Here is a 24,968-nt window from a genome sequence, read left to right on the forward strand (position 1 = left end):
GATCAAGGCCATTTGGGGAAGGTGTCATGACTGCCAACGTCGACGGAGTGCCCGGAAAATTCGCGACCCTCGGGCTGACCTACGACGACGTGCTGCTGCTGCCGGGCGCATCCGAGGTGCTCCCCAACGCGGTCGACACCTCGTCCCGCATCTCCCGCAACGTCCGCGTGAACATCCCGCTGCTCTCGGCCGCCATGGACAAGGTGACCGAGTCCCGCATGGCGATCGCGATGGCCCGCCTCGGCGGCGTCGGCGTGCTGCACCGCAACCTCTCCGTCGAGGACCAGGTCAACCAGGTCGACCTGGTGAAGCGGTCCGAGTCCGGCATGGTCACCGACCCGATCACGGTGCACCCGGAGGCGACCCTCGCCGAGGCCGACGCCCTGTGCGCCAAGTTCCGCATCAGCGGCGTTCCCGTCACGGACCCGGCCGGCAAGCTGCTCGGCATCGTCACCAACCGGGACATGGCCTTCGAGAGCGACCGCAGCCGTCAGGTGCGCGAGGTCATGACGCCGATGCCGCTGGTCACCGGCCAGGTCGGCATCTCCGGCAGCGACGCGATGGAGCTGCTGCGCCGCCACAAGATCGAGAAGCTTCCCCTGGTCGACGAGGCGGGCATCCTCAAGGGCCTCATCACGGTCAAGGACTTCGTCAAGGCGGAGAAGTACCCCAACGCGGCCAAGGACTCCGAGGGCCGCCTCCTCGTCGGTGCCGCCGTCGGCGCCAGCCCCGAGGCCCTGGAGCGGGCCCAGGCGCTCGCCGAGGCCGGCGTGGACTTCCTGGTCGTCGACACCTCGCACGGCCACAACAGCAACGCCCTCAGCTGGATGTCGAAGATCAAGTCCAGCGTCGGCGTCGACGTGATCGGCGGCAACGTCGCCACCCGTGACGGCGCCCAGGCGCTGATCGACGCCGGTGTCGACGGCATCAAGGTCGGTGTCGGACCGGGCTCCATCTGTACCACCCGCGTGGTCGCCGGCATCGGCGTCCCGCAGGTCACCGCCATCTACGAGGCCTCCCTCGCCGCCCGCCCCGCGGGCATCCCGCTGATCGGCGACGGCGGCCTGCAGTACTCCGGCGACATCGGCAAGGCGCTCGCCGCCGGTGCCGACACCGTGATGCTGGGCTCGCTGCTCGCGGGCTGCGAGGAGTCCCCGGGCGAGCTGCTGTTCATCAACGGCAAGCAGTTCAAGTCGTACCGCGGCATGGGCTCCCTGGGCGCCATGCAGTCCCGTGGCCAGGGCAGGTCGTACTCGAAGGACCGCTACTTCCAGGCCGAGGTCGCCTCCGACGACAAGCTCGTGCCCGAGGGCATCGAGGGCCAGGTGCCCTACCGCGGCCCGCTGGCCAACGTGCTGCACCAGCTCGTCGGCGGTCTGCGGCAGACCATGGGCTACGTCGGCGCGGCGACCATCGGTGAGATGGAGACCAAGGGCCGCTTCGTACGGATCACCTCCGCGGGCCTCAAGGAGAGCCACCCGCACGACATCCAGATGACGGTCGAGGCGCCGAACTACAGCCGTAAGTAGTCACCAGGCATCGACGAGGGCGGCCCCGGAAGCACCGGGGCCGCCCTCGTCGTGCCCGTCGGCGATACTGGAAGACGCTGAACGCATCAGGGAAAGGCCACAGACGTGACTGAGATCGAGATCGGGCGCGGCAAGCGCGGGCGCAGGGCGTACGCCTTCGACGACATCGCCGTCGTCCCCAGCCGCCGTACGCGGGACCCGAAGGAGGTCTCGATCGCCTGGCAGATCGACGCCTACCGCTTCGAGCTGCCCTTCCTGGCCGCCCCCATGGACTCGGTCGTCTCCCCGGCCACCGCGATCCGCATCGGCGAGCTCGGCGGCCTCGGCGTGCTGAACCTCGAAGGTCTGTGGACGCGGTACGAGGACCCGCAGCCGCTCCTCGACGAGATCGCCGAGCTGCCCACCGAGGCCGCCACGCGCCGTCTCCAGGAGATCTACGCCGCTCCCATCAAGGAGGAGCTGATCGGGCAGCGCATCAAGGAGGTGCGCGACTCGGGCGTGGTCACCGCGGCGGCGCTCTCCCCGCAGCGCACGGCCCAGTTCTCCAAGGCGGTCGTCGACGCGGGCGTGGACATCTTCGTCATCCGCGGCACGACGGTCTCGGCGGAGCACGTCTCGTCCTCGCACGAGCCGCTGAACCTGAAGCAGTTCATCTACGAGCTCGACGTCCCGGTGATCGTCGGCGGCTGCGCCACGTACACCGCCGCCCTGCACCTGATGCGCACCGGCGCGGCGGGCGTCCTGGTCGGCTTCGGCGGCGGCGCGGCGCACACCACGCGCAACGTCCTGGGCATCCGGGTCCCGATGGCCACGGCGGTCGCGGACGTGGCGGCCGCCCGCCGTGACTACATGGACGAGTCCGGCGGCCGGTACGTGCACGTGATCGCGGACGGCGGCGTCGGCTGGTCCGGCGACCTGCCCAAGGCGATCGCCTGCGGCGCGGACGCGGTGATGATGGGCTCGCCGCTCGCGCGCGCCACGGACGCGCCGGGCAAGGGGAACCACTGGGGCATGGAGGCGGTCAACGAGGATCTGCCGCGCGGCAAGAAGGTCGACCTGGGCACGGTCGGCACGATCGAGGAGGTGCTGACGGGTCCGTCGCACACTCCCGACGGCTCGATGAACTTCTTCGGTGCGCTGCGGCGGGCCATGGCCACGACCGGGTACAGCGAGCTGAAGGAGTTCCAGCGGGTTGAGGTGACGGTGGCGGACTCGCAGCACACGCGGTAGGCGTTACGCGGTTACGGCGCTGCGTCTACTTCTACGTCTGCGTCAGGGAAGGGCCGGTCACTCCGGGTGGGGTGACCGGCCCTTTTGCGTGCCCAACTACGCCTGTGCGGGGGCGCGTTGTGTGGGAGGGGGCGCGTGGTTGCGTTTGGGGCGAATGTGGGCTGAACGGGCGAAGGGAGTCGGTAGTGTCCGTGATCGGCGTCCCGTTCTCTGGGGCGCCCCCTTCCAAGGAGATGTTCCGGACCCCGGCCCTCGGGGCCCGGCCCGAGCTCCAGACGGACCGCCTACCGGGTCAATGGGCGGCATCGTGGAAGGGGGCGCGCCCATGGGCCGTCACCGCAAGCCCACCCGCTGGGATCGCACTTGGCTTCGGCTGGTGAAGTTCCGGAGGAGGTGCATCTTGTGGATCTATGGGCGATGAGCGGCCACCCCTAAGAGACCTAGGGGTGGGCACTCCGTGAATCGCCCGGGAGCCTGCCGCAGCGACCACTGCGGTGGGCTCCCGCCTTACTGGCGGGAGGATGAGCGGCCACCCCCAAGAGAGGTAGGGGTGGACACTCCGTGAATCGCCCGGGAGCCTCCGCAGTACTGCATTACCGGTTGCATTGGACTCCACCTGCTCCACACGGTACCGGCGCAGAACGCCCCACGCCACCAACCCCGGCAGCTCACACACCCCACGCGCCCCCCTTCACAACCGATGCGCCGCCCCCGTAGGCGCCGCCCCCCGCGTGTCCAGCAACAGCTGCGCCTTCACCGACAGCCCCTGAAGGTCGTACGTCCGATGCTGCTGAAGCAGAATCGTCAGGTCGGCCTCCGCCACAGCCTCGTACAGCGCGTCCGCGCGCGGTACCGGGCGGTCCAGGACGCTCCAGGAGGCGACGTGGGGGTCGTGGAAGCTGATGCAGGCGCCCAGCTCCAGCAGGCGGGTCGCGACCTCCTGGGCGGGGGTGGACTGCTGGTCGGCGACGTCGGGCTTGTAGGTGACGCCGAGGAGGAGGATGCGGGCGCCGCGTACGGACTTGCCGTGCTCGTTGAGGAGGGTGGCGGAGCGCTGGATGACGTAGCGGGGCATCTGGCTGTTGACCTGCTGGGCCAGCTCGACCATGCGCAGGGTGCGGCCGGCGGGGCCGGTGAGGTCCTGCGGGACGGCGTGGCCGCCGACGCCGGGGCCGGGGCGGAAGGCCTCGAAGCCGAACGGCTTGGTCTCCGCGCAGCGGATGACGTCCCACAGGTCGATGCCCAAGTCGTGGCAGAGGACGGCCATTTCGTTGACGAGGGCGATGTTGACGTGCCGGAAGTTGGTCTCCAGCACCTGCACGGTCTCCGCCTCGCGCAGTCCACGCGCGCGTACCACCTTGTCGGTGAGCCGGCCGTAGAAGGCGGCCGCCGACTCGGTGCACGCGGGCGTGAGGCCGCCGATCACCTTGGGGGTGTTGGCGGGCGTGAAGTCGCGGTTGCCGGGGTCGACGCGGCTGGGGGAGTAGGCCAGGTGGAAGTCGCGGCCGGCGCGCAGCCCCGAGCTCTCTTCGAGGAGCGGGCGCAGGACGTTCTCGGTGGTGCCGGGGGGTACCGGCGACTCCAGGATGACGGTGGTGTGCGGGCGCAGCATCGCGGCCAGTGTGCGGGCGGCCGTCTCCATCTGGCTCAGGTCGAGCCCACCGTCCTCGCCGCGCGGGGTCGGCGGGCAGATGACGGCGGTGCGGACGCGGCCGAGCTCGGTGGGGCTGGTGGCCTGCCGGAAGCCCCCCGAGACCATCCGGCGCAGTTCGGCGGGGCTGAGGGAGCCGGAATCGGGCCCGGTCCGGTAACCGAGCGTGGGGATGCCGGCGGCGACGGCGGCCTTGGCCAGCGGCAGGCCGTACGGGCCTAGTCCGATGACGGCGAGATCTGCGGGCATGGCGTGGGCCGTCCTTCCCAATAACCGAAGTGGTGCAGGTGCGCAAGCCCTGTGGACAGAACGAGGGGGCGCAATGTCAGACTAGGAGTAAATATGACCGATTTGCGGGATTGAATGATCGCGTTTCCTTGAGTGTTGTCCACAGGCTGGGGGCGAGTAGTGGCTGAAGTCGGGCAACCCGGTCAGAATCTGGGCATGGGGGGTACGAACCGGGCTTCGCCCGACGGGTGCGGCCTACTCGACCGATGAGCGGGAGGCAGCGGTGAGGACAGCGACACTGGGGCCGGCGGAACGCGCCGAGTCACTGGCGGCAATGGCCGAGCGCGAGCTGGACCTACTGGTCGTGGGCGGCGGCGTCGTGGGCGCGGGTACCGCCCTCGACGCGGTGACCCGCGGACTGTCCACCGGCCTGGTCGAGGCTCGTGACTGGGCCTCGGGCACGTCCAGCAGGTCCAGCAAACTGATCCACGGCGGCCTGCGCTATCTGGAGATGCTCGACTTCGCGCTCGTACGGGAGGCGCTGAAGGAGCGCGGGCTCCTGCTCGAGCGGCTGGCTCCGCATCTCGTCAAGCCGGTCCCCTTCCTGTATCCCCTGCAGTACAAGGGCTGGGAGCGCCTGTACGCGGGGTGCGGCGTGCTGCTCTACGACGCCATGTCGATGGCCCGCACCCATGGCCGGGGCCTGCCCCTGCACCGTCACCTGAGCCGCCGTCATGCCCTGCAGGTCGCCCCCGCCCTGAAGAAGGACGCGCTGGTCGGTGCCCTGCAGTACTACGACGCGCAGATGGACGACGCCCGCTACGTGGCCAACCTGGTCCGTACGGCTGCGGCCTACGGCGCGAGGGTCGCCAACCGCGCGCGCGTGAGCGGGTTTCTGCGCGAGGGCGAGCGGGTCGTCGGGGCCCGGGTGCAGGACGTCGAGGGGGGCGGGGAGTACGAGATCCGTGCCAAGCAGATCGTCAACGCCACCGGTGTGTGGACCGACGACACTCAGTCGATGGTGGGCGAGCGCGGGCAGTTCCATGTCCGTGCCTCCAAGGGCATCCACCTGGTCGTCCCCAAGGACCGCATCCACTCCACGACGGGGCTGATCCTGCGCACCGAGAAGTCCGTGCTGTTCGTCATCCCCTGGGGCCGGCACTGGATCGTCGGCACCACCGACACCGACTGGGACCTCGACAAGGCCCACCCGGCCGCGTCCAGCGCCGACATCGACTACCTGCTGGAACACGTGAACTCGGTGCTTGCGGTGCCGCTGACCCGGGACGACGTGGAGGGCGTGTACGCCGGACTGCGGCCCCTGCTCGCCGGTGAGTCGGACGCCACCAGCAAGCTCTCGCGTGAGCACACCGTCGCCCACCCCGTGCCGGGGCTCGTCGTCGTGGCGGGCGGCAAGTACACGACGTACCGGGTGATGGCCAAGGACGCGGTGGACGCGGCGGTGCACGGGCTCGACATGCGGGTCGCCGAGTGCGTGACGGAGGACATTCCGCTGCTGGGCGCCGAGGGATACCGGGCCTTGTGGAACGCGCGGGCGCGGATCGCGGCACGGACAGGGATCCATGTGGTGCGGGTGGAGCACCTGTTGAACCGGTACGGCGCGCTGGCCGAGGAGCTGCTTGAGCTCATCGGCGCCGACCCCGGCCTGGGCGAGCCCCTGCACTCCGCCGACGACTATCTGCGCGCCGAGGTCGTGTACGCCGCCTCGCACGAAGGGGCGCGGCATCTGGACGACGTGCTGACGCGGCGGACGCGCATCTCGATCGAGACGTTCGACCGGGGGACTCGATGCGCCCGCGAGGCGGCCGAGCTGATGGCGCCGGTGCTGGGCTGGGACAAGGACCAGATCGAGCGCGAGGTCGAGCACTACGAGAAGCGGGTGGAGGCCGAGCGGGAGTCGCAGCGGCAGCCGGACGATCTGACGGCGGACGCGGCGCGGTTGGGGGCGCCGGACATCGTGCCGTTGTAGGGCTCCGGCTGCTCCGGCCGCTCCGGCGGGGCTGCTGCTGCGGCGGTGGTCGCGCCTCGTGCCGGTGTGCGATTCGCACCGGCACGGCGGAACCTCACTCGAACGAGTGGCGGGAGCTGGGATCTCTGCTCGAATCCCGGCCGTTCTTACTGGTGCGAGGGCAGAACTCGGCGGCGAGCAGCCGGGGTTCGAGGCCGGGATCTGCGATCGCCGTCGTGTTCACCCGGAATGTCAGGACGCGACGACCGCCGACGGTGGCCGCGGAGCGCACGTAGCTGCCGGAGATGCGCCCGTTGTGCCCCCATACGACGGTGCTGCACGGCAACTTCACGGGAAAGAGACCCATGCCGTACGCGCCGTGTGCGGCACGGGTGTCGAGCATCTCGCGCAGCCAGTGCGGGGGCAGCAGCCGGCCGCCGAGCAGCGCGGAGTAGAAGCGGTCGAGGTCGGCGAGCGTGGACACCAGCTCACCCGCGGCGCCGGCCACCCGCGGGTCGAGTTCGGTGACGTCGGTCCCGTCGGTGGCGTAGGCGCGGCCGTGCGGAAGAAGCAGAGAAGTGCGGGATCCAGGGAAGGAGGTGCCGGTCAGACCCAGCGGAGCGATGATGCGCCGCTCGGCCTCGGCGGCGTAGGAGCGGCCGGTGACGCGCTCGATGACCAGGCCGAGCAGGACGTAGTTGGTGTTCGAGTAGGAGTAGCTGCCGCGTTCGGCAGGAGGGTGGGTGAGTGCGATGCGTACGGCCTGACGCGCTGTGACGGGGACGGTGCCCCCGGTCTCGGCGGTGAAGTCGTACAGGCCGCTGGTGTGGGTCAGCAGGGAACGAAGGGGCAGCGCGCGCCCGTCGTTGCCCGCCCCGCGCACCAGACCCGGCAGATACCGCTCAACCGTGTCGGACAGGGACAACTGTCCTTCGGCGGCGAGTTGCAGGACGACGGTCGCGATGAAGCTCTTCGTGATGCTGCCGGCACGGAAGTGGTCGGTGGGTCCGATGCCCGGGCCGGCCTGGGCGTAGCGGGCGCCGGCCGCGTCGTGGGCCAGCAGGGCCGCGGCGGGGGCCTTGCCGCGGGTGACGAGTTGCGGGAGGAGGGTGCCCGTCGGCTGCGTCGAGGGCGCCGACGAGGCGTCCGGGGCCAGACCGAGGAGCGCCGCGGACACGAGACCGAGGAGGGACACGGACACACAAGCGCCCAGGACTGTCCGAAACAGGGGTGTCGCCGGTCGTGCCATGCGGATTCCTTCCCTTGCCGCGGCCCATCATGCCGGTAGGCGGAATGCGCGATTCAGCGGGGCCCGGGTGTGTCGGGGCCGGGAGGTTCGGGCCACGCGGCGGCGTTGTGGTACGAGGGGCACCCTCGTCGTAGGGCACTTGTCGGGTGAGAGACAATGGAGGCTCTGTCAGGGCGGGTTGTATGAGGGGACGCATGTCGGAGGCGGAGCGGGCGGGGACATCTCGTCAGGACACTCGTCAGGACAACCACGAGCGTCTCCTCGCGGGGCGGTACCGGCTGGGCGGAGTGCTCGGCCGGGGCGGCATGGGCACGGTGTGGCGTGCCGAGGACGAGACGCTGGGGCGGACGGTCGCCGTCAAGGAGCTGCGGTTCCCCTCGAACATCGACGAGGAGGAGAAGCGGCGGCTGATCACGCGCACGTTGCGTGAGGCCAAGGCGATCGCGCGGATCCGCAACAACAGCGCGGTGACGGTGTTCGACGTCGTCGAGGAGGACGACCGGCCGTGGATCGTGATGGAGCTCGTCGAGGGCAAGTCGCTCGCCGAGGTCATCCGTGAGGACGGCCTTCTGGAACCCAAGCGTGCGGCCGAGGTCGGCCTTGCCATCCTCGACGTGCTGCGCTCCGCGCACCGCGAGGGCATCCTGCACCGTGACGTGAAGCCGTCGAACGTCCTGCTGGAGTCCGACACCGACCGGGTCGTGCTGACCGACTTCGGCATCGCCCAGGTCGAGGGCGACCCGTCCATCACCTCGACCGGCATGCTTGTCGGCGCGCCCTCCTACATCTCTCCGGAACGGGCCCGCGGCCACAAGCCGGGCCCGGCGGCCGACCTCTGGTCGCTGGGCGGGCTGTTGTACGCGTCGGTCGAGGGTGTGCCGCCCTACGACAAGGGCTCCGCCATCGCCACGCTCACGGCGGTGATGACCGAGCCGCTGGAAGAGCCGAAGAACGCGGGACCGCTGAAGGACGTCATCTACGGCCTGCTCACCAAGGACCCCGCCGAGCGGCTCGACGACGCCGGTGCGCGGGCGATGCTCAACGCCGTCATCCATGCGCCCGAGCCGAAGGACGAGCCGGAGCCGATGGACGCGACGAAGGTCGTGCCGCTGCCTCCGCAGCCCGGTGCGCCCGCGGAGAAGGGGCGTTCTGGTGCGGGTGCCGGCTCCGGTGGCAAGCGGGGCGAGGAGGCCGGGGAGCGGTTGCGCGGGGCGCTGCGGTCCGTGCGGAAGGCCGCGGTGAGCGCGGGGGCGGCCGGGGTGGCTGCGGCTCGTGCCAAGTCCGGGAGTGAGACGGCTGCTTCGGGGGCCGATGCGCAGGGCCGCGAGGGTGCGGCCGGTGGGGCTTCCGCCGGAGTGGGCGGGGCGAAGGCGCCGTCGGATGCGGGGACTTCGGGGGCGGGGACTTCGGGTCGGTCGTCCGGATCCGGGTCCGAGTCGGCTGCCGGTGTCGGCGTCAGTGCCAATGCCAGTACCGGTGTCGGTGCGCAGGAAGGCAAGGCGGCGAACGGGGCCGGTGAGGGGCGGAGTTCGGGGTGGCCCGTGATGACGCCGCCGGATCTGCCGCCGCGGCCCGTGCCGAGGGCGCCGCTGACCGATGTGGTGCCGAAGCGGACGCTGGTGATCATCGCGTTGGTCGTGGTGCTCGCGGTGATCGGCGTGGTACTGGCCGTTGTTTTCAACGGCGGTGACGGCTCGAAGGGCTCGGCGAGCGGGGGCGGGGCCGCCAAGGCATCGGCGAGTGAAAGTGCCGACACCAAGCAGGACAAGAGCGGCAGTACGCACACGGACGGTGCTGATTCCGCGTCCGCGAGCACGGGGAAGGGGTCCGGTTCCGGGGCGGAGGCCGGGAGTACGCCGAGTGCCGGGGCGAGCGCGTCCGGCGGGAGCGGGGCCGAGGCGGGATCCGGGAACGACAGCGGGGTCGCGTCGACCCACGAGGGGAACCAGGGGTACTCGATCGGGCTGCCCAAGGGATGGAAGTTCCAGAGCACGGGTTCGGCGGGGGACCGCTTCACCGGGCCCGAAGGGCAGAAGCTGCTCGTCGCCTGGACGACCACGCCGCAGGACGACCCGGTGGCGGACTGGGAGGACCAGGAGCAGTACATGACGCGCTCCCAGTACAAGAAGATCCGCATAGAGAAGGTGGACTACCGCAGCTGGAACACGGCCGACTGGGAGTTCACCTATGTCGAGAACGGGACGAAGTACCGGACGATCGACCGGGGCTTCGTCGTGAACGGCCAACTCGGATATGCGCTGATGTACACCGCGAAGAGCGCGAATTGGGACAGCGAGCTGCGTAAGGACACATGGGGGACGCTGACGGATTCGTTCCGGCCGAAGTCGTGACGTGAGCGGGTCCCGGTCCGGGGATGCCGTGACCGGGTTTGAGCCGTGAGATACGGCAACCCCTCTTTGCGGGTTGCCTCCGGCACGTATCGTGAATGATTGCGGACCGTACGCATCCAGTCGTGCGCCCGGAATGCGGCGCAACGCGAACGGGAATGACCAACCGGGCGGCCGGGGGAGGCAACGTGGACGACTATGCGGGTCGGGTGCTCGCCGACCGCTACCGCCTGCCGCTGCCGCCCTCCGACGAGTACGAACTCACCGAGTCCCGGGCCTTCGACACCTACAGCGGGCAGGAAGTGCTCGTCCGGCAGGTGCCGTTGCCGGAGGTCGTCGAGGCGGAGGTGCTCGACGCCGAGGGGCTGCCCGACGGGTTCACCGCCCGGGAGACGCGGGACCGCGGGGCCGGGCGACGGTCGACGGGGCGCTCGAGCGCGCGCCGGCCGAGCGATCCCGCCGTGCGGCGGGCCGTGGAGGCGGCGCAGGCCGCGGCGCGAATCCCCGACCATCCGCGGCTGGACCAGGTCTTCGACGTGTTCGCCGATGGCGGGTCGCTGTGGATAGTGAGCGAGTTGGTGGCCGCGCGTCCGCTGGCCGCGTTGCTCGCCGAGAAACCGTTGACCCCCTACCGGGCGGCCGAGGTTGCCTCCGACGTCCTCATGGCACTCCGGGTGCTGCACGCCCATGGCTGGGTCCACCGGAACATCACCGCGCGCACGGTGCTCGTCTGCGACGACGGCCGGGTGATGCTGACCGGGCTGGCGGTCGGGGCAGCCGAGGAGGCACTGTGCGGCTATGACCCGGTGCCGGTCGAGGACGGCGACGGCGGTGCCGGAGCCGGGGTCGAAGCCGGTGCGGGTGCAGGGACGTTCGGTGGCGGGCCCGATGCCGGTGGCACGGATACAGACCCCGAGGCTGCCCGGAGGGCCGCGATCGAGGCGCGGGCCGCCGGAGGGTTGCCGGTGCCGGGTGCCGACGCGGGCAACGGGACCGGGTCGTCCGGTGCGGCATCGCGCGGTGCCCTGGAGACCGGTGGGGACATCAGAGCCGCGCGGGCCGGGGCGATCGCCGCGTATCGGGCGGGAGCCAGGGCGGCGGCCCGGGTGCAGGACTCGCGGCAGGGCGGCCGGCCGGCGCTGCCCGGGGCCCGCTCGGCGCCCGAAGGCGGCCCCGCCCCCCTGGCCAACGGATCGGCGCAGCAGCCGTACCCCTCCGGCAACGGTGTCGCCACGCCCCCGGGCCGGATAGCCGACCCGTACGGCGTGCAGGCCACGTCCTGGCATGGCGCCTCGCCTCGCAGAGGGGCGGTCGGCGGTGCGGGGACGGAGGAGGGCCGTGACCGTACGGCACTTCCGTCGGCGGGCCCGGGTGCCAGGTCCGGACTCGGCGGTTTCCCCACGCAGGGGGCCGCACCCGGCGCTACGGGCGCCCCCGGTTCCGCCACCCCAGGCATCCCCGCCCCCACCACGCCCACCACCCCCTCAACTCCCGGCGCACCCACCCCACCCGCCCTCGACTCCCCTCACCCCCCGACCCGCTGGGACGACCTCGTCTCCCGCACCCCCGCCCACCGCGGCCCCACCACCGCGCTCGCCGCGGAGCGGGCCCGGCAGGCGCGGATGGCCGTCGTGGGGCCGGTGACGGAGCGGTGGGCGCCGGAGCAGGCCGGGCCAGTGCACGAGAACTGGCAGTTGGCCGCGCCCATCGGGCCCGCGACCGATCTGTGGGCGCTGGGGGCGCTGCTCTTCCGGGCCGTGCAGGGGCACGCGCCGTATCCGGAGGAGTCGACGGCCGAGCTGGTGCAGCTGGTGTGCGCGGAGCCGCCCGCCTTCGCCGAGGAGTGCGGGCCGCTCAGGCCGGTCGTGGAGTCGCTGCTGCGGCAGGACTCCACCGAGCGTCTCGACTTCGAGGAACTGCGGGGCTGGCTGCGTTCCCTCGTGCGGTCCGCGCCCGAACCGGAAGCCGGTGCGCATGTCGTCGCCGTCCCGCCGGCCGACCCGAACCGGCTGCCGATCGTGCGCCGGCGCGGCGAGCTGGTGCGTCGGCGGCGGGCCGGGCTGCCCGCGCATCACGGACGGCACAAGCGGGCCAGACAGGAGGCGCGTTCGCCGAGGCGGCTGGGCCGTACGCTGCTGCTGCTCGTCCTGCTGGGCATGGCCGCGGCGATCGCGTACGCCGTGCTGTTCATGCCGAAGGCCGACCAGGGCAACGGCGCCACGGCCGACGCCGATCGCACCGGTGCCGCGGGCCAGGCCGATCCGGCGGCGACCGAGGAGGCCGCCGAGGCGAGCAGTGAGCCACGGCCCGACCAGACCTCTCCCGAGTCCGGCAACAGCCCTTCGGAGTCGGCCGGTTCCACCGAGCCGCAGACCAACGGCCCCGAGGTCCCGGACGGTTTCGCCCTGCGCGAGGACGCGGCCGGGTTCCGGATCGCCGTGGCCAACGGGTGGAACCGCACGCCGGAGAACGGGCGCGGACAGGTCGTGTACTCGCACGGCGACTTCGACCTCATCGTCGTGGCGGGACGGGACACCGCAGAGGAGTACGGCAGCGATCCGATGGTCTACCAGCGGGAGCACGAGCGGGAGTTGCAGCCGTACCGCGAGTCCAGCTGGGCCGCCTCCAGTGGGCTGAAGTCGATCCAGGTCGGTGAGCGGACCATGGCCGAGGGGCAGTTCACCTGGACCGACGACCAGGGCCGTGAGCTCTTCGTGCGTAATCTCGCGATCCTGATCGACGGGCGGTACCACGTGGTGCAGCTGCGCGGACCGGAGGCCGAGCGGGACGAGGTGACGCGGCTGTTCGAGCAGGCCTCGGCGACGTATCAGGTGACCGGCTGACTCCGTTCACCAACCCTGTGTGACGGTTGCTCGAATCCGCCGAAAGCGACAACCATCACAGTGCGGTCTCCTTGGCACCCCCGTGGTTCCGGTCACGTCGGCCGGTCCTTAGTCTGACCCTGTCAAGAGCATTGCGGGGCAACGTGAATCAGATGCAGGGCCAGCTCGTTTCGGGGCGCTACCGGCTCGCCGACGCGATCGGCAGCGGCGGTATGGGCCGGGTCTGGCGTGCGCACGACGAGGTGCTGCATCGGGCTGTCGCGATCAAGGAGCTGACCGCCGCGCTCTACGTCTCCGAGAGCGAGCTGGAGCGGCTGCTCGCCCGTACCCGCGCCGAGGCGCGCGCCGCCGCGCGCATCAACCACTCCGCCGTGGTCACCGTGCACGACGTGCTGGAGCACGACGGGCGGCCGTGGATCGTGATGGAGCTGGTCGAGGGGTACTCGCTGGCCGACGCGGTCAAGGAGCGTGGGCGGGTCGAGCCGACCGAGGCCGCGCGCATCGGACTGTGGGTGCTGCGGGCGCTGCGTGCCGCGCACTCCGCGGGTGTCCTGCACCGTGACGTCAAGCCCGGCAACGTCCTGATCTCCGCCGAGGACGGCCGTGTTCTGCTGACCGACTTCGGCATCGCCCAGATCGAGGGCGACACCACCATCACCCGCACCGGAGAGGTCGTCGGCTCGGTCGACTACCTCGCGCCCGAGCGGGTCCGCGGCCACGACCCGGGCCCCTCCTCCGACCTGTGGGCGCTCGCCGCCACGCTGTACACGGCCGTGGAGGGCCGTTCGCCGTTCCGCCGCACCTCGCCGCTGAGCACCATGCAGGCGGTGGTCGAGGAGGACGCCACCGAGCCGCAGCACGCCGGCCCGCTCACGCCCGTGATCGCCGCCCTGCTGCGCAAGGATCCGGCCACCCGGCCCAGCCCGGCCGAGGCCGAGCAGATGCTCGCCGAGGCGGCGGAGGGGCGCAGGCCGAGCGAGGCACAGGCGTTCGTGCCGACGCAGCACACCCGGTACGAGCCGGAGACCCGCACCGGGCCGGAGTACATCGGAGGGCCGGCGCACACGGGTGCGACGGCGCACACCGGGCAGCCGACGCCGACGGGCACGCCGTATCCCCCGATGGGCGGCCTGGCGACGATCGGGCCGCCGTACGACACGACAGGCACCGGAACCGGCACGGGCACCGGTGCCGCCCCCGCCCGGACGTCCAGGCGCCGTCGGCTGCGCACGCTCGCCCTCGTCGTCGCGCTCGCCGCGGTCGTCGGCGGGGGCACCGCGGTGCTGCTGCAGAAGTGGGGGCCGGGCAGCCCCGGCGCGTCCGCCTCGACGACCACGACCACGCCCCCGCCGAGCCCCTCGGCCACGGACGACCAGGGCCCCGAGGGCGGCGTGCCCGCCTCCTGGGTCCGCGTCGAAGACCCGCTCGGCTTCAGCCTCTACCTGCCCAAGGGCTGGAAGCGGGAGGTGGTCGGCAAGGAGTTCGACGGCCTCCAGCAGATCGACTACACGCCCGACGGCGGCGAGCACTTCGTCCGCATCGCCGTCGACACCTCGCCCGACTTCGCGAACGCCTACGACCACATGGTCGACCTGGAACAGCAGGTGGGGCGGCGGCTGGTCGGCTACGAGACGGTGTACCTGAAGAAGAACCTCTACCGCGACCGCGAGGGCTCCCTGTGGGAGTACACGTGGAACGCGCAGGCCAAGGACACGGCCTTCCCCGGGCCGCGCCGCGCCATCGATCAGGCGTACATCGACCGGGACGGCACGGAGTACGCGATCTACATGTCCGCGCCGGAGTCGGACTGGACGGCCGCGAGCGAGCAGTTCACGGCGGTGCTGAAGGGCTGGCAGCCGAACGGCTCCTGACGTCCTTTGCCACGTTGAGAACCCTTTGCGGCTTTGCATAGTTGGCCGATCGGCGCCCCGGAGTCGATCAGTCCGTTGCGGCATGATGGGGCGCATGGGGACCGAGGGCGCCAACTTCCGTGTGATCGCGGGGCGTTACCGCCTCGAGGCGAGGCTCGGTCGCGGCGGCATGGGCGTCGTATGGCGGGCGACCGACCAGTTGCTCGGGCGGCAGGTGGCCGTCAAGGAGCTCCCTCTCGACGACACGCTCTCCGCGGCCGAGGCCCGGCGTCAGCGTGAGCGCACGTTTCGCGAGGCTCAGGCGGTGGCGCAGCTCAGCCACCCGCATGTCATCGTCGTGCATGACGTCGTGGAGGACGGCGAACGCCCGTACATCGTCATGGAGTTGGTCGACGGCGTCACGCTCGCCGACCGGATCGCGACGCGCGGGCCCGTCGACGCGCCGGAGGCCGCCCGGATCGGTGTCGACCTGCTGAGCGCGCTGCGTACGGCCCACGCGGCCGGGGTCCTGCACCGGGACATCAAACCGGACAACGTGCTCATCGAGACCGGCACCGACCGTGTCGTCCTGACCGACTTCGGCATCGCCCAGGTGCCGGGCTCCACCACTCTCACCGAGTCCGGGACCTTCGTGGGCTCGCCCGAGTACACCTCGCCCGAGCGGATGTCCGGGTCCGGGACCGGCCCCTCCGCCGATCTGTGGTCGCTGGGCGCGTTGCTCTGCGCCGCCCTGAGCGGTGAATCGCCGTTCCGGCGCGACTCGTTGAGCGGCATCGTGCATGCCGTCGTGTCCGCCGAGATACGTCCGCCCGCGCAGGCGGCACCGATCCTGCCCGTCGTACAGGGGCTGTTGGAGCGCGATCCTGGGCGGCGGCTCGATGCGGCGGGGGCCGAGCGGATGCTGCGGGAGTTCCTGGAGACGGGGGGCGTGGCGCAGCGGCCGACCGCTGCGGGGCCTGGTCCCGCGCTTGTGCTGAAACGGTTCGGCAAGGGGGAGCGGCAGTACTCGACGCGCAGCATGCTGGCCACCGCGATGCTGGTCGCGGCGATGGCGGTGGCGGGGGTGTCGGCGGCGGCGCTGCTGGTGAACGGGGGTGGGGACGGGGGTGTTGTGCCGACCACTTCGGCCGGCCCGTCCGACAGACCCGGCACGTCGAGTCCTTCGGGCCCGTCAAGTCCGCCGAGCCCGCCCGGCGGACCCGGCACGTCCAGCCCTTCCGCGAAACCCGGCACATCCAGCGCGTCCACCGTGTCCCCCTCACCCGGCCGCACCCCGTCACCCGGCCGCACCCCGTCACCCGGCCGCACCCCGACGGCCACTCCGACCCCGACTCCGACCTCCACCCGGACCCCCACGCCCACCAACCCCGGATAAAGCGGAGATAAGTTGCGACCTCGGTCACGGCTCTGTGACCGGAAAGCATTCCCGCTGGATGCCGAAGCGCTTGCCGCGATATGGATGGACGCATGAGCAGCAACGGGGGAGCCCCTTACCGGCCCGACGAGCCGACGAGTTTCGGCCTGCAACCACCGCAGCCGAACCCGCCGGCGTCAGTGCCGCACCCGGACAATCCGTACGCGGCGCCCACGCAGGTCGTACCGCAGCAGGGTGTGCCGGCCCAGCCCGCCGCGCCGTCGCAGCCCCCGGCCCCGGCCCCGTCCCAGGCCGCCGCGCCCTCCCCACCCCCTGCGCCCTCCCCGCCTGTTGCGCACTCCCAGCCTCCGGCGCCGGACCCCGGCACCGGACGTCTGATCGCGGACCGCTACCGGCTGCTCGCCAAGCTCGGGCACGGCGGCATGGGTACGGTCTGGCGCGCCAAGGACGAGACGGTGGACCGCGAGGTCGCCGTCAAGGAGCCCCGCGTACCGGATCACCTTCCCGAACGCGAACGTGCCAACGCCTACGAGCGGATGCGCCGCGAGGCACGCGCCGCGGCCAGGCTCGACCACCCGGCGGTCGTGAACGTGCATGACGTCGCCGTCGTGGACGGCCGGCCGTGGATCGTGATGGAGCTGGTCCAGGGCCGTTCGCTGGGCAGCGCGCTGCAGGAGGGCACCCTCGACGCCCGGGACGCGGCGAGAATCGGCCTCCAGGTGCTCGGCGCGCTGGAGGCCGCGCACGCGGCGGGCATCCTGCACCGTGACGTGAAGCCGGACAACGTCCTGCTCGGCCGCCATGACCGCGTCGTCCTCACCGACTTCGGCATCGCCCAGATCGAGGGCGAGACCAACCTCACCGACACCGGCGGCTTCGTCGGCTCGCCCGAGTACATCGCGCCGGAGCGCGTCCTGGGCCAGCGACCGGGCCCGGCGAGCGACCTGTGGTCCCTGGGCGTCGTCCTGTACGCGACGACGGAGGGCGTCTCGCCGTTCCGCCGCAGCAACACCCCCGCGACCCTCCAGTCGGTCCTCAACGCCACGCCCGCGCCGCCCGCTTCGGCCCACGGTCCGCTCGCCGAGGTCATCAACGGCCTGCTCCAGAAGGACCCGGCACGCCGCCCGAACGCCGCGCAGACGCGTGCGCTGCTGGAACAGGCGGCCAACCCGCCGACGCCGGCCGCCACGCAGGTGGTGCGGGTCGCCGAGGGCGGCAAGGGCGGTGTCCGGCTGGGGCGCAAGGCGTTGCTCGGCATCGGCGCGGCTGTCGTCGCGGGTGCGGTGGCGGCGTATCTGGTGATCGCGGATCCGTTCGCGGGGCCGTTGCCGGACGGCTGGAAGGTCCGTGAGGAGAAGGCCCTCGCCGCTTCCCTCGCGGTGCCTGAGGGCTACAAGCGGGGCGTGCCCGAGGAGACGGACAAGGAACACTGGGTCACGTACACCGACGAGAGCGGCGCCATCTGGATCGGGCTGAGGCTCGACAAGAAGGCCGAGGACACCGGCAGCAGCATCGCCGACTCCGCCGCCGCCGAGATGTACGACGACAACAGCGACTTCAAGGAAGGCACCAACTACCAGCTCAACATGGCCGAGGGCGCGAAGACCCAGACCGACGGTGAGACCACGTACCGGGACAAGCCGGCCGCCGAGAACACCGTCGTCTACACCACCAACGACAGCCAGAACCCGCGCCCGCGCGAGATGAGGGTCTTCTACTACAAGACCTCCGCGGGAGACATGTACAAGCTCACCATCAACTACCCCGGCAAGGGCGACTTCACCGCCCGCGGCCGGGAGGTGGCGCGGACGGCCATCTCGAACCTGGACATCGACACGCTCTGAACTGGCCAACGACCCACCCCGCAAGGTAGTCATGGGACATGACCAACGACGGGGGCGCCACCGGCCACAAGGAGCGGGTGATCGGCGGGCGTTACCGCCTGGTCGAGCGCATCGGCTCCGGCGGCATGGGTACCGTCTGGCGGGCGCTCGACGAGCTGGTGGAGCGCGAAGTCGCCATCAAGCAGCCGAGGTTGCCCGGCGATCCGGAGGACGCGGCCCATCAACGGGCCGCCCACCGGCTCTACCGTGAGGCCCGCGCCGCCGCCCGCGTCGACCACCCCGCCGCCGTCGCCATCCATGACGTCGTCGTCGAGGACGGACTGCCCTGGATCGTCATGGAGCTGGTCCGCGGCGAGTCCCTGCACGAGGTCCTCCAGCGCGGCCCGCTCCCGCCCGCCGAGACCGCCCGCATCGGCCTCGCCGTTCTCGGCGCCCTGCGCGCCGCGCACGACGTCGGCATCGTGCACCGCGACGTCAAGCCCGCCAACGTCCTGCTCGGCGCTCCCCCACTTTCGAATTCGCTCAAGCGGGGGCACCCCCATCGCCGCGTCGTCCTCACCGACTTCGGCATCGCGCACATCCAGGGCGAGGAATCCCTCACCGTCAGCGGCGAGTTCATCGGCTCCCTGGAGTTCATCGCCCCCGAGCGCATGTCCGGCCGGGGCGCCGGGCCCGCCTCCGACCTGTGGTCGCTGGGCGTGCTGCTGTACGCCGCCGTGGAGGGCTGGTCGCCCTTCCGCCGTACGACCCTGGAGTCCACGCTCGCCGCGATCCTCGCCGCCGATCCGCCCGAGCCGAAACAGGCGGGGCCGCTGGGGTCGCTGATCGTGCGGCTGCTGGAGAAGGGCCCCGACGGGCGGCCCGACGCGGAGGAGGTCGGCGCGGTTCTGGAGGCCGTGGCGGAGGGGTGGCCGGTGCCGGAGCCCTCCCCGGGTTCGGCGGGGGCGGGGCCGCAGGACGCCTCGGGGCTGCGGGAGTTCGCGGAGGACTCGGGGACGGTACGGCTGCGAGGTGCGGCGGCGGGCGGACCGGCGGGTGACTCGGCAGGTGAACCGGGCCGTGCACCGACCACCGGGTCGACGTCCGGATCGTCATCGGACCCCACGTCCCCGAACCCCACCGCCACCCCCGCCCCGACCCCCACCCCGAAACGCCGAGGCAGCCTCCTCCTCCGCCCGATCCCCGTAGCGGCCCTCGGCGTCCTCCTCGTCGCCGGCACCTGGTTCACCGCCTCCGCCCTCCTCGTAGACAAGGGCGACGGCGTCAAGGAGATGAACCCCACCTACACCTCGGCCCCCCTGACCCCGGCCAAGACCCCCACCCCCACTCCCACCCGCACCCCCACTCCCGCCGACGGCACCTGGGTCGTGCACGAGGAGAAGGACATGGACGCCGTCCTCTTTCTCCCCGCCGAGTACAAGGAGATGGCGCGGGAGGGCAGCGGCACCGACCAGCCCCGGCTCGTCGTCTACGACATCGGCCTCGTCCAGGTCCGCCTCACCAAGTGGGACAAGTCGCCCGGCCCGTTGCTGGACCAGGCCGCGGAGGCGCAGAAGACCTGGGACAGCTACAACCATGACGCGAGCAGCCAGTCCACTCGCACGAGCTTCAAGGGCGACGACGCCGTCCTCGTCGACACCACCTACGACATGGAGGAGTCCCCGAGCCGCGTCATGCAGCTGTTGATCGTCACCGCGGACGACCGCATGTACGAGCTGCGCGTCGACATGCCCAAGGGCACCCCCTCGGAGAAGAAGGGCACCGCGGTCTTCAAGGGCGCCCGTGACCGACTCGAGATCGAGTGACTCGGCACCGCTGCGGCAACGCCCTGATCAGCTTGTTTGTTGCCAGTGGACACTGGCGGGATGTGTGCACTCGGTGAATCCGCGTTACCGACGGGTACACAAAGGCTCCGCTGCGACATACCCTGCGCCTCATGACGGACGCGCAGGCCCCGGCCAAGACCGGCACGAACCCCCTCGCCCCCGCCCCGGAGGGCGCCCGCACCGCCGCCGACGTGGTCACCCCCGAGCTGGTCGCCCAGCTCACCAAGGGCGTGGTCGGCTCCGGTCGTACCGCCAACCACACGCCGTTCACCGGCGAGAAGCTGGCCGACCTGCCCGAGTCCACGCCCGAGGACGTGCAGAAGGCCTATGAGGCGGCCCGCGCGGCCCAGGCCGTCTGGGCCCAAGTCCCCGTGCGGCAGCGTGCCGCCGTCCTGCTCCGCTTCCACGACCTGGTGCTCGAACGCCAGGCCGAGGTCCTCGACCTCATCCAGCTGGAGACCGGCAAGGCCCGTCTGCACGCCCACGAGGAGGTGCAGGCCGTGGCCGTCGCGGCCCGCCACTACGGCCGTAAGGCCCCCGCCTACCTCAGGCCGAAGCGGCACGCGGGCGCCATGCCCACGCTCACGAAGGTCACCGAACTGCGCCACCCGCGCGGCGTCATCGGTCAGATAGCCCCCTGGAACTACCCCCTGGAGCTGTCCGTCGGCGACGCGCTCCCGGCGTTCGTCGCGGGCAACGCGGTCGTCATGAAGCCGGACACCGAGACCTGCCTCACCGCCCTGTGGGCCCGTGACCTGCTCGTCGAGGCGGGGCTCCCGGCCGACGTCTTCCAGGTCGTCCTCGGCGAGGGCCCGGTCGTCGGCCCCGAGGTCGTCAAGCACGCCGACTACGTCTCCTTCACCGGCTCCACCCGCACCGGCCGCGAGGTCGCCCAGGGCGCCGCCGCCCGTCTGGTCGGCGTCTCCCTCGAACTCGGCGGCAAGAACGCCATGCTGGTGCTGGAGGACGCCGACATCGAGAAGGCGGCCGCGGGCGCGGTCCGCGCCTGCTTCTCCTCCGCCGGCCAACTGTGCATCTCCATCGAGCGGTTGTACGTCCACGAGTCCGTCGCCGACGCCTTCGTCGAGCGCTTCGCCGCCCGCACCAAGGCGATGCGGCTGGGCAAGTCCCTCGCGTACGGCGCGGACATGGGCTCCCTGGTCGGCGAGCGCCAGCTGGAGACGGTCACCCGGCATGTGGAGGAGGCCGTCGCCAAGGGCGCGAAGGTCGTCGCCGGCGGCTCGGCCCGCCCCGACATCGGCCCGTACTTCTTCGAGCCGACCATCCTCGACGGCGTCGAGGCGCCGATGGCCGTCTGCGCCGAGGAGACCTTCGGCCCGGTCGTCTCCATCTACCGCTTCACGTCCGAGGACGAGGCGATCGAGCAGGCCAACTCCACGGCGTACGGCCTGAACTCCTCGGTCTGGACGAAGGACGGCAGCCGCGGCCGCGCGGTCGCCGCCCGCCTGCGCACCGGCACGGTCAACGTCAACGAGGGCTACGCCCCCGCGTACGGCAGCGTCCAGTCGCCCATGGGCGGCATGAAGGACTCCGGCCTCGGCCGCCGCCACGGCTCCGAGGGCATCCTCAAGTACACGGAGGCCCAGACCGTCGCCCAGCAGCGGCTGCTGCCGATGGCGCCGTCGCTGGGCATGGACGACGAGAAGTACGCGCAGTTCATGAGCCGGAGCCTGCGGCTGATGAAGGCGTTCCGTTTCCGCTAGAGCGCACCGCCTCGGTCAGAGGCCGCACCGCCGCTGTACCGCTTTCAATGAGGAGAGCACGTGTCACAGGAGAACTCTGCCCAGAAACAGGACGACGGTTCCGGATACGACTATGACGTCATCGTCGTCGGGTCGGGGTTCGGCGGATCCGTCACGGCGCTGCGCCTGACCGAGAAGGGTTACCGCGTCGGCGTACTGGAGGCGGGCCGCCGCTGGACCCGCGACAGCCTCCCGAGGAACTCCTGGGACCTGAAGAACTACCTCTGGGCCCCCAAGCTCGGCATGTACGGCATCCAGCGCATCCACCTGCTCGGCAACGTCATGGTGCTGGCGGGCGCGGGTGTCGGCGGCGGCTCCCTCAACTACGCCAACACCCTCTACGTACCGCCGAAGGCCTTCTTCGACGACCCCCAGTGGCGTGACATCACCGACTGGCAGGACGAGCTGAAGCCGTACTACGACCAGGCCCAGCGCATGCTCGGCGTACGGCTCAACCCGACGATGACCCCCTCCGACGTCCACCTGAAGGCGGCCGCCCAACGGATGGGCGTCGGCGACACCTTCCACATGGCGCCGGTCGGCGTCTTCTACGGCGACGGCAAGGACGCCGAGGGGGAGTCCCGGGCCAAGCCGGGCCAGGAGGTCGCCGACCCGTACTTCGGCGGGGCGGGCCCGGCGCGCAAGGCGTGCACGGAGTGCGGTGAGTGCATGACGGGCTGCCGGCACGGGGCGAAGAACACCCTGAACGAGAACTACCTCTACCTGGCCGAGAAGGCGGGTGCGGTCGTCCACCCCATGACGACGGTCGTGTCGATCACGGACGACTCGCAGGGCGGCTACGCGGTCGCGACACTGCCGACCGACCGCAAGGGGAGGGCGGCCCGGGCCAAGGGCGAGGGACGGCTGTTCAAGGCCCGACGGGTCGTGGTGGCGGCGGGTACGTACGGCACCCAGACCCTCCTGCACCGCATGAAGGCCGGCGGCCAACTGCCGTACCTCTCCCCGAAGCTGGGCGAGCTGACCCGCACCAACTCGGAGGCCCTGGTCGGCGCGCAGACCGTCAACCGGCGCTACCGCAAGGCGACGGGCGAGGCGAAGGTCGACTTCACCCGCGGAGTGGCCATCACGTCCTCGATCCACCCGGACGAGAACACCCACATCGAACCGGTGCGCTACGGCAAGGGCTCCAACTCGATGGGCGGCCTGTCGATCCTGCAGGTCCCGTACGCGGAGGGCTCGTCGCGGGTGGCGGCCTGGCTGGCGAACGCGGCCAAGCACCCTCTGCTGGTCCTGCGCTCCCTGTCCAACCGCCGCTGGTCGGAGCGGACCATCATCGGCCTGGTGATGCAGTCGCTGGACAACTCGCTGACGACGTACCTGAAGCCGGACGGCGTCGGCAAGGGCCTGCTGACCGCCCGCCAGGGCCACGGCGCTCCCAACCCCAAGCAGATCAAGGCCGCTTCGGAGGCCGCGTCGGCCATCGCGGCCGACATCAACGGCTTTGCCGGCTCCAACATCGGCGAGCTGATGGGCACCCCGCTCACCGCCCACTTCCTCGGCGGCTGCCCGATCGGCGACTCGCCCGAGACCGGCGTGATCGACCCGTACCACCGCCTCTACGGCCACCCCGGCATCTCGGTCGTCGACGGGGCGGCGGTCTCGGCCAACCTGGGCGTGAACCCGTCCCTGACGATCACCGCACAGGCCGAGCGGGCGATGTCGTACTGGCCCAACAAGGGCGAGGCCGACCCGCGTCCGGCGCAGGGCGCGGCGTACGAACGCCTGAAGGCGGTCGAGCCGCAGTCCCCGGCGGTCCCGGCGGAGGCGTTCGGCGCGCTCCGGCTGCCGTTCCTGGGGATGCCGGCGGTGCCGCCGAAGAAGTAGCGGCCGGCGACGGACAGACACGACAAACACAGCAGACACAAGAGAAGGACCTGTGCCCCCCTCCGAGCGCAGGTCCTTCTCTGTCTTGCGTAGAGCTACAGGTGAGGCTCAGGCCTCGGTGAGGCTCAGGCCTCCGCACCGACCTTGCGGCGCTTCATGGCGAACACGACGCCCGCACCGGCGAGGATCGCGACGCCACCGACGGTCGCGATGACCGGCAGCTGCGAGCTGGAGCCGGTCTCGGCCAGGTTGCCGGTGATCTCCTGGACCTCGCCCTGCGGCTTCTTGCCGTCGATGCCCGAGGGCTTCTCGCCGGTCGGGTCGGCGGGGTCGACGTCGCCCGGGTTGCTGCCCGCGGCGAGCACGGTGAACTCGTAGAACTCACCGTTGCCGTAGCAGGCGGCGTCCTCACCGGCGTAGATCGCCTGGCTCAGCGCGAAGGACGCGCCGGCCGGAGCGGAGGACTTCACGCGGACACGGAGGTCCAGCGAGGAGGAGGAGTTCGCCTCCAGCTTGTCGAGGGAGGCGACGAAGCTACCGGTGAAGACGACCTTGCCGTCCTCGTCCTTGTAGAAGTCCTGGTAGCTGCTGGTCCACTTGCCGTCCTCCTTGACCTGGATCTCGGCCAGGTCGAGGTACAGCGAGGACTCGTCGTTGACCTCGTCCGCGTACTCGGTGAGCGCCTCGATCCAGACGTTCTCCAGGTCCTTGTCGGAGTTGTTCGTGGCGACGAACTCGAAGTTGTGCCAGCCCGAACCCGCGACGATCTTGCTCGGCAGACCGGAGATCTCGGCCGAGAGGTTGTCGTCGAGGTCGAAGGTCTCGCAGTCCTCGTACGGGTTCCACGGCTCCTCGATGTCCTCGGAGGGGGTGCTCTCCTCGGGGGCCGGCGTGGACTCCTCGGCTGCCGGGGTGCTCTCCTCGGCGGCGGGCGTGCTCTCCTCGGCCGCGGGAGTGGACTCCTCGGCGGCCGGCGTGCTCTCTTCAGCGGCCGGGGTCGACACCTCGGCGGCGGGCGTGCTCTCCTCGGCCGCGGGAGTGCTCTCCTCGGCGGCCGGCGTGCTCTCCGACGCCGTCGGCGTCGACGACGTCTCGTCCGTGGCGAACGCGACCGGCGCGGACAGCAGCGCGATCGGCGCTATGACAGCTGTCGTGGCCGCGGCGGCCAGTGCACGGCGAAGCTTCATGAAGACCTCGAAAGTCCGGAGTGCTGCGACGTCGCAACACGCGAATGGGAGGGAGGCCTCCGCGTGTGGGGCGCGGCTGTGGCCCTTGGTTCGCAGCGTTTGATCCGTGACAGCTGTGAAAGGTTGTGCCTTCACTAACGGATTTCTTATGTGGCCTACCTCACACCTGCGTCGCATCCGGAGAGGTACTTCCGCGGGTCCGGAGCTGAC

The 24,968-nt window shown here is 71.3% G+C and carries 14 protein-coding genes; 11 read left to right on the forward strand and 3 right to left on the reverse strand.

The genetic code is table 11. The annotated features are described in order from the left end of the window. Positions 1-26 precede the first annotated feature (26 nt). Together guaB and EJ357_RS28150 are read left to right on the forward strand one after the other, a co-directional pair. Positions 27-1,529, forward strand: coding sequence for an IMP dehydrogenase (gene guaB, locus EJ357_RS28145; RefSeq protein WP_126394325.1), 1,503 nt, complete (start codon positions 27-29; stop codon positions 1,527-1,529). A gap of 105 nt (positions 1,530-1,634) precedes the next feature. Then, positions 1,635-2,759 carry a GuaB3 family IMP dehydrogenase-related protein gene (locus EJ357_RS28150; protein ID WP_126394326.1) on the forward strand — a complete coding sequence of 375 codons (1,125 nt, stop codon included), beginning with the start codon at positions 1,635-1,637 and terminating at the stop codon, positions 2,757-2,759. A 691-nt stretch (positions 2,760-3,450) separates the two neighbouring features. On the opposite strand, the gene EJ357_RS28155 is transcribed toward EJ357_RS28150, so the two are convergent. After that, positions 3,451-4,659, reverse strand: a complete 1,209-nt coding sequence (locus tag EJ357_RS28155; protein ID WP_126394327.1) for a nucleotide sugar dehydrogenase — start codon at positions 4,657-4,659, stop codon at positions 3,451-3,453. Positions 4,660-4,921: 262 nt separating this feature from the next. Here EJ357_RS28155 and EJ357_RS28160 point away from each other — a divergent pair, with 262 nt between their 5' ends. Beyond that, complete coding sequence (locus EJ357_RS28160) at positions 4,922-6,628, forward strand: glycerol-3-phosphate dehydrogenase/oxidase (RefSeq protein WP_126394328.1); 1,707 nt, start codon at positions 4,922-4,924, stop codon at positions 6,626-6,628. A gap of 94 nt (positions 6,629-6,722) precedes the next feature. On the opposite strand, the gene EJ357_RS28165 is transcribed toward EJ357_RS28160, so the two are convergent. Next, entirely contained in the window at positions 6,723-7,808 is a 1,086-nt protein-coding gene (locus tag EJ357_RS28165) for a serine hydrolase domain-containing protein (RefSeq protein WP_407698419.1), read from the reverse strand. A gap of 242 nt (positions 7,809-8,050) precedes the next feature. Here EJ357_RS28165 and EJ357_RS28170 point away from each other — a divergent pair, with 242 nt between their 5' ends. The 8 genes from EJ357_RS28170 to EJ357_RS28205 all read left to right on the forward strand — a co-directional run bounded on the left by EJ357_RS28170 (position 8,051) and on the right by EJ357_RS28205 (position 23,571). Further along, entirely contained in the window at positions 8,051-10,207 is a 2,157-nt protein-coding gene (locus EJ357_RS28170) for a serine/threonine-protein kinase (protein ID WP_126394330.1), read from the forward strand. 155 nt (positions 10,208-10,362) lie between these two features. After that, complete coding sequence (locus tag EJ357_RS28175; protein WP_175647547.1) at positions 10,363-13,047, forward strand: protein kinase; 2,685 nt, start codon at positions 10,363-10,365, stop codon at positions 13,045-13,047. Between the two features lie 152 nt (positions 13,048-13,199). Beyond that, complete coding sequence (locus EJ357_RS28180) at positions 13,200-14,918, forward strand: serine/threonine-protein kinase (protein WP_126394332.1); 1,719 nt, start codon at positions 13,200-13,202, stop codon at positions 14,916-14,918. Between the two features lie 94 nt (positions 14,919-15,012). Beyond that, positions 15,013-16,293 (forward strand): serine/threonine-protein kinase, encoded by a 1,281-nt coding sequence (locus tag EJ357_RS28185; RefSeq protein WP_126394333.1) that lies wholly within the window; start codon positions 15,013-15,015, stop codon positions 16,291-16,293. Between the two features lie 92 nt (positions 16,294-16,385). Continuing rightward, positions 16,386-18,137, forward strand: a complete 1,752-nt coding sequence (locus tag EJ357_RS28190) for a serine/threonine-protein kinase (RefSeq protein WP_175647548.1) — start codon at positions 16,386-16,388, stop codon at positions 18,135-18,137. Between the two features lie 38 nt (positions 18,138-18,175). After that, complete coding sequence (locus EJ357_RS28195) at positions 18,176-19,942, forward strand: serine/threonine-protein kinase (RefSeq protein ID WP_126394334.1); 1,767 nt, start codon at positions 18,176-18,178, stop codon at positions 19,940-19,942. Positions 19,943-20,073: 131 nt separating this feature from the next. After that, positions 20,074-21,687, forward strand: a complete 1,614-nt coding sequence (locus tag EJ357_RS28200) for a succinic semialdehyde dehydrogenase (RefSeq protein WP_126394335.1) — start codon at positions 20,074-20,076, stop codon at positions 21,685-21,687. Between the two features lie 60 nt (positions 21,688-21,747). Continuing rightward, a complete protein-coding gene (locus tag EJ357_RS28205; protein ID WP_126394336.1) occupies positions 21,748-23,571 on the forward strand; it encodes a GMC oxidoreductase in 1,824 nt (607 codons plus the stop codon). Between the two features lie 125 nt (positions 23,572-23,696). Here EJ357_RS28205 and EJ357_RS28210 read toward each other — a convergent pair whose 3' ends face one another. Beyond that, a complete protein-coding gene (locus EJ357_RS28210; RefSeq protein WP_126394337.1) occupies positions 23,697-24,758 on the reverse strand; it encodes an LAETG motif-containing sortase-dependent surface protein in 1,062 nt (353 codons plus the stop codon). Positions 24,759-24,968 lie beyond the last annotated feature (210 nt).

It is taken from the genome of Streptomyces cyaneochromogenes, from assembly GCF_003963535.1.
In the GTDB taxonomy this organism is placed as follows: domain Bacteria; phylum Actinomycetota; class Actinomycetes; order Streptomycetales; family Streptomycetaceae; genus Streptomyces; species Streptomyces shaanxiensis.

Bases quoted from the DNA above. Each gene is read 5' to 3' on its own strand.
- EJ357_RS28200 (WP_126394335.1), top strand. From the start codon at position 20,074: ATGACGGACGCGCAGGCCCCGGCCAAGACCGGCACGAACCCCCTCGCC.
- EJ357_RS28170 (WP_126394330.1), top strand. From the start codon at position 8,051: ATGTCGGAGGCGGAGCGGGCGGGGACATCTCGTCAGGACACTCGTCAG.
- EJ357_RS28195 (WP_126394334.1), top strand. From the start codon at position 18,176: ATGACCAACGACGGGGGCGCCACCGGCCACAAGGAGCGGGTGATCGGC.
- EJ357_RS28180 (WP_126394332.1), top strand. From the start codon at position 13,200: ATGCAGGGCCAGCTCGTTTCGGGGCGCTACCGGCTCGCCGACGCGATC.
- EJ357_RS28175 (WP_175647547.1), top strand. From the start codon at position 10,363: ATGACCAACCGGGCGGCCGGGGGAGGCAACGTGGACGACTATGCGGGT.
- EJ357_RS28190 (WP_175647548.1), top strand. From the start codon at position 16,386: ATGAGCAGCAACGGGGGAGCCCCTTACCGGCCCGACGAGCCGACGAGT.
- EJ357_RS28155 (WP_126394327.1), bottom strand. From the start codon at position 4,659: ATGCCCGCAGATCTCGCCGTCATCGGACTAGGCCCGTACGGCCTGCCG.
- EJ357_RS28210 (WP_126394337.1), bottom strand. From the start codon at position 24,758: ATGAAGCTTCGCCGTGCACTGGCCGCCGCGGCCACGACAGCTGTCATA.
- guaB (WP_126394325.1), top strand. From the start codon at position 27: ATGACTGCCAACGTCGACGGAGTGCCCGGAAAATTCGCGACCCTCGGG.
- EJ357_RS28185 (WP_126394333.1), top strand. From the start codon at position 15,013: ATGGGGACCGAGGGCGCCAACTTCCGTGTGATCGCGGGGCGTTACCGC.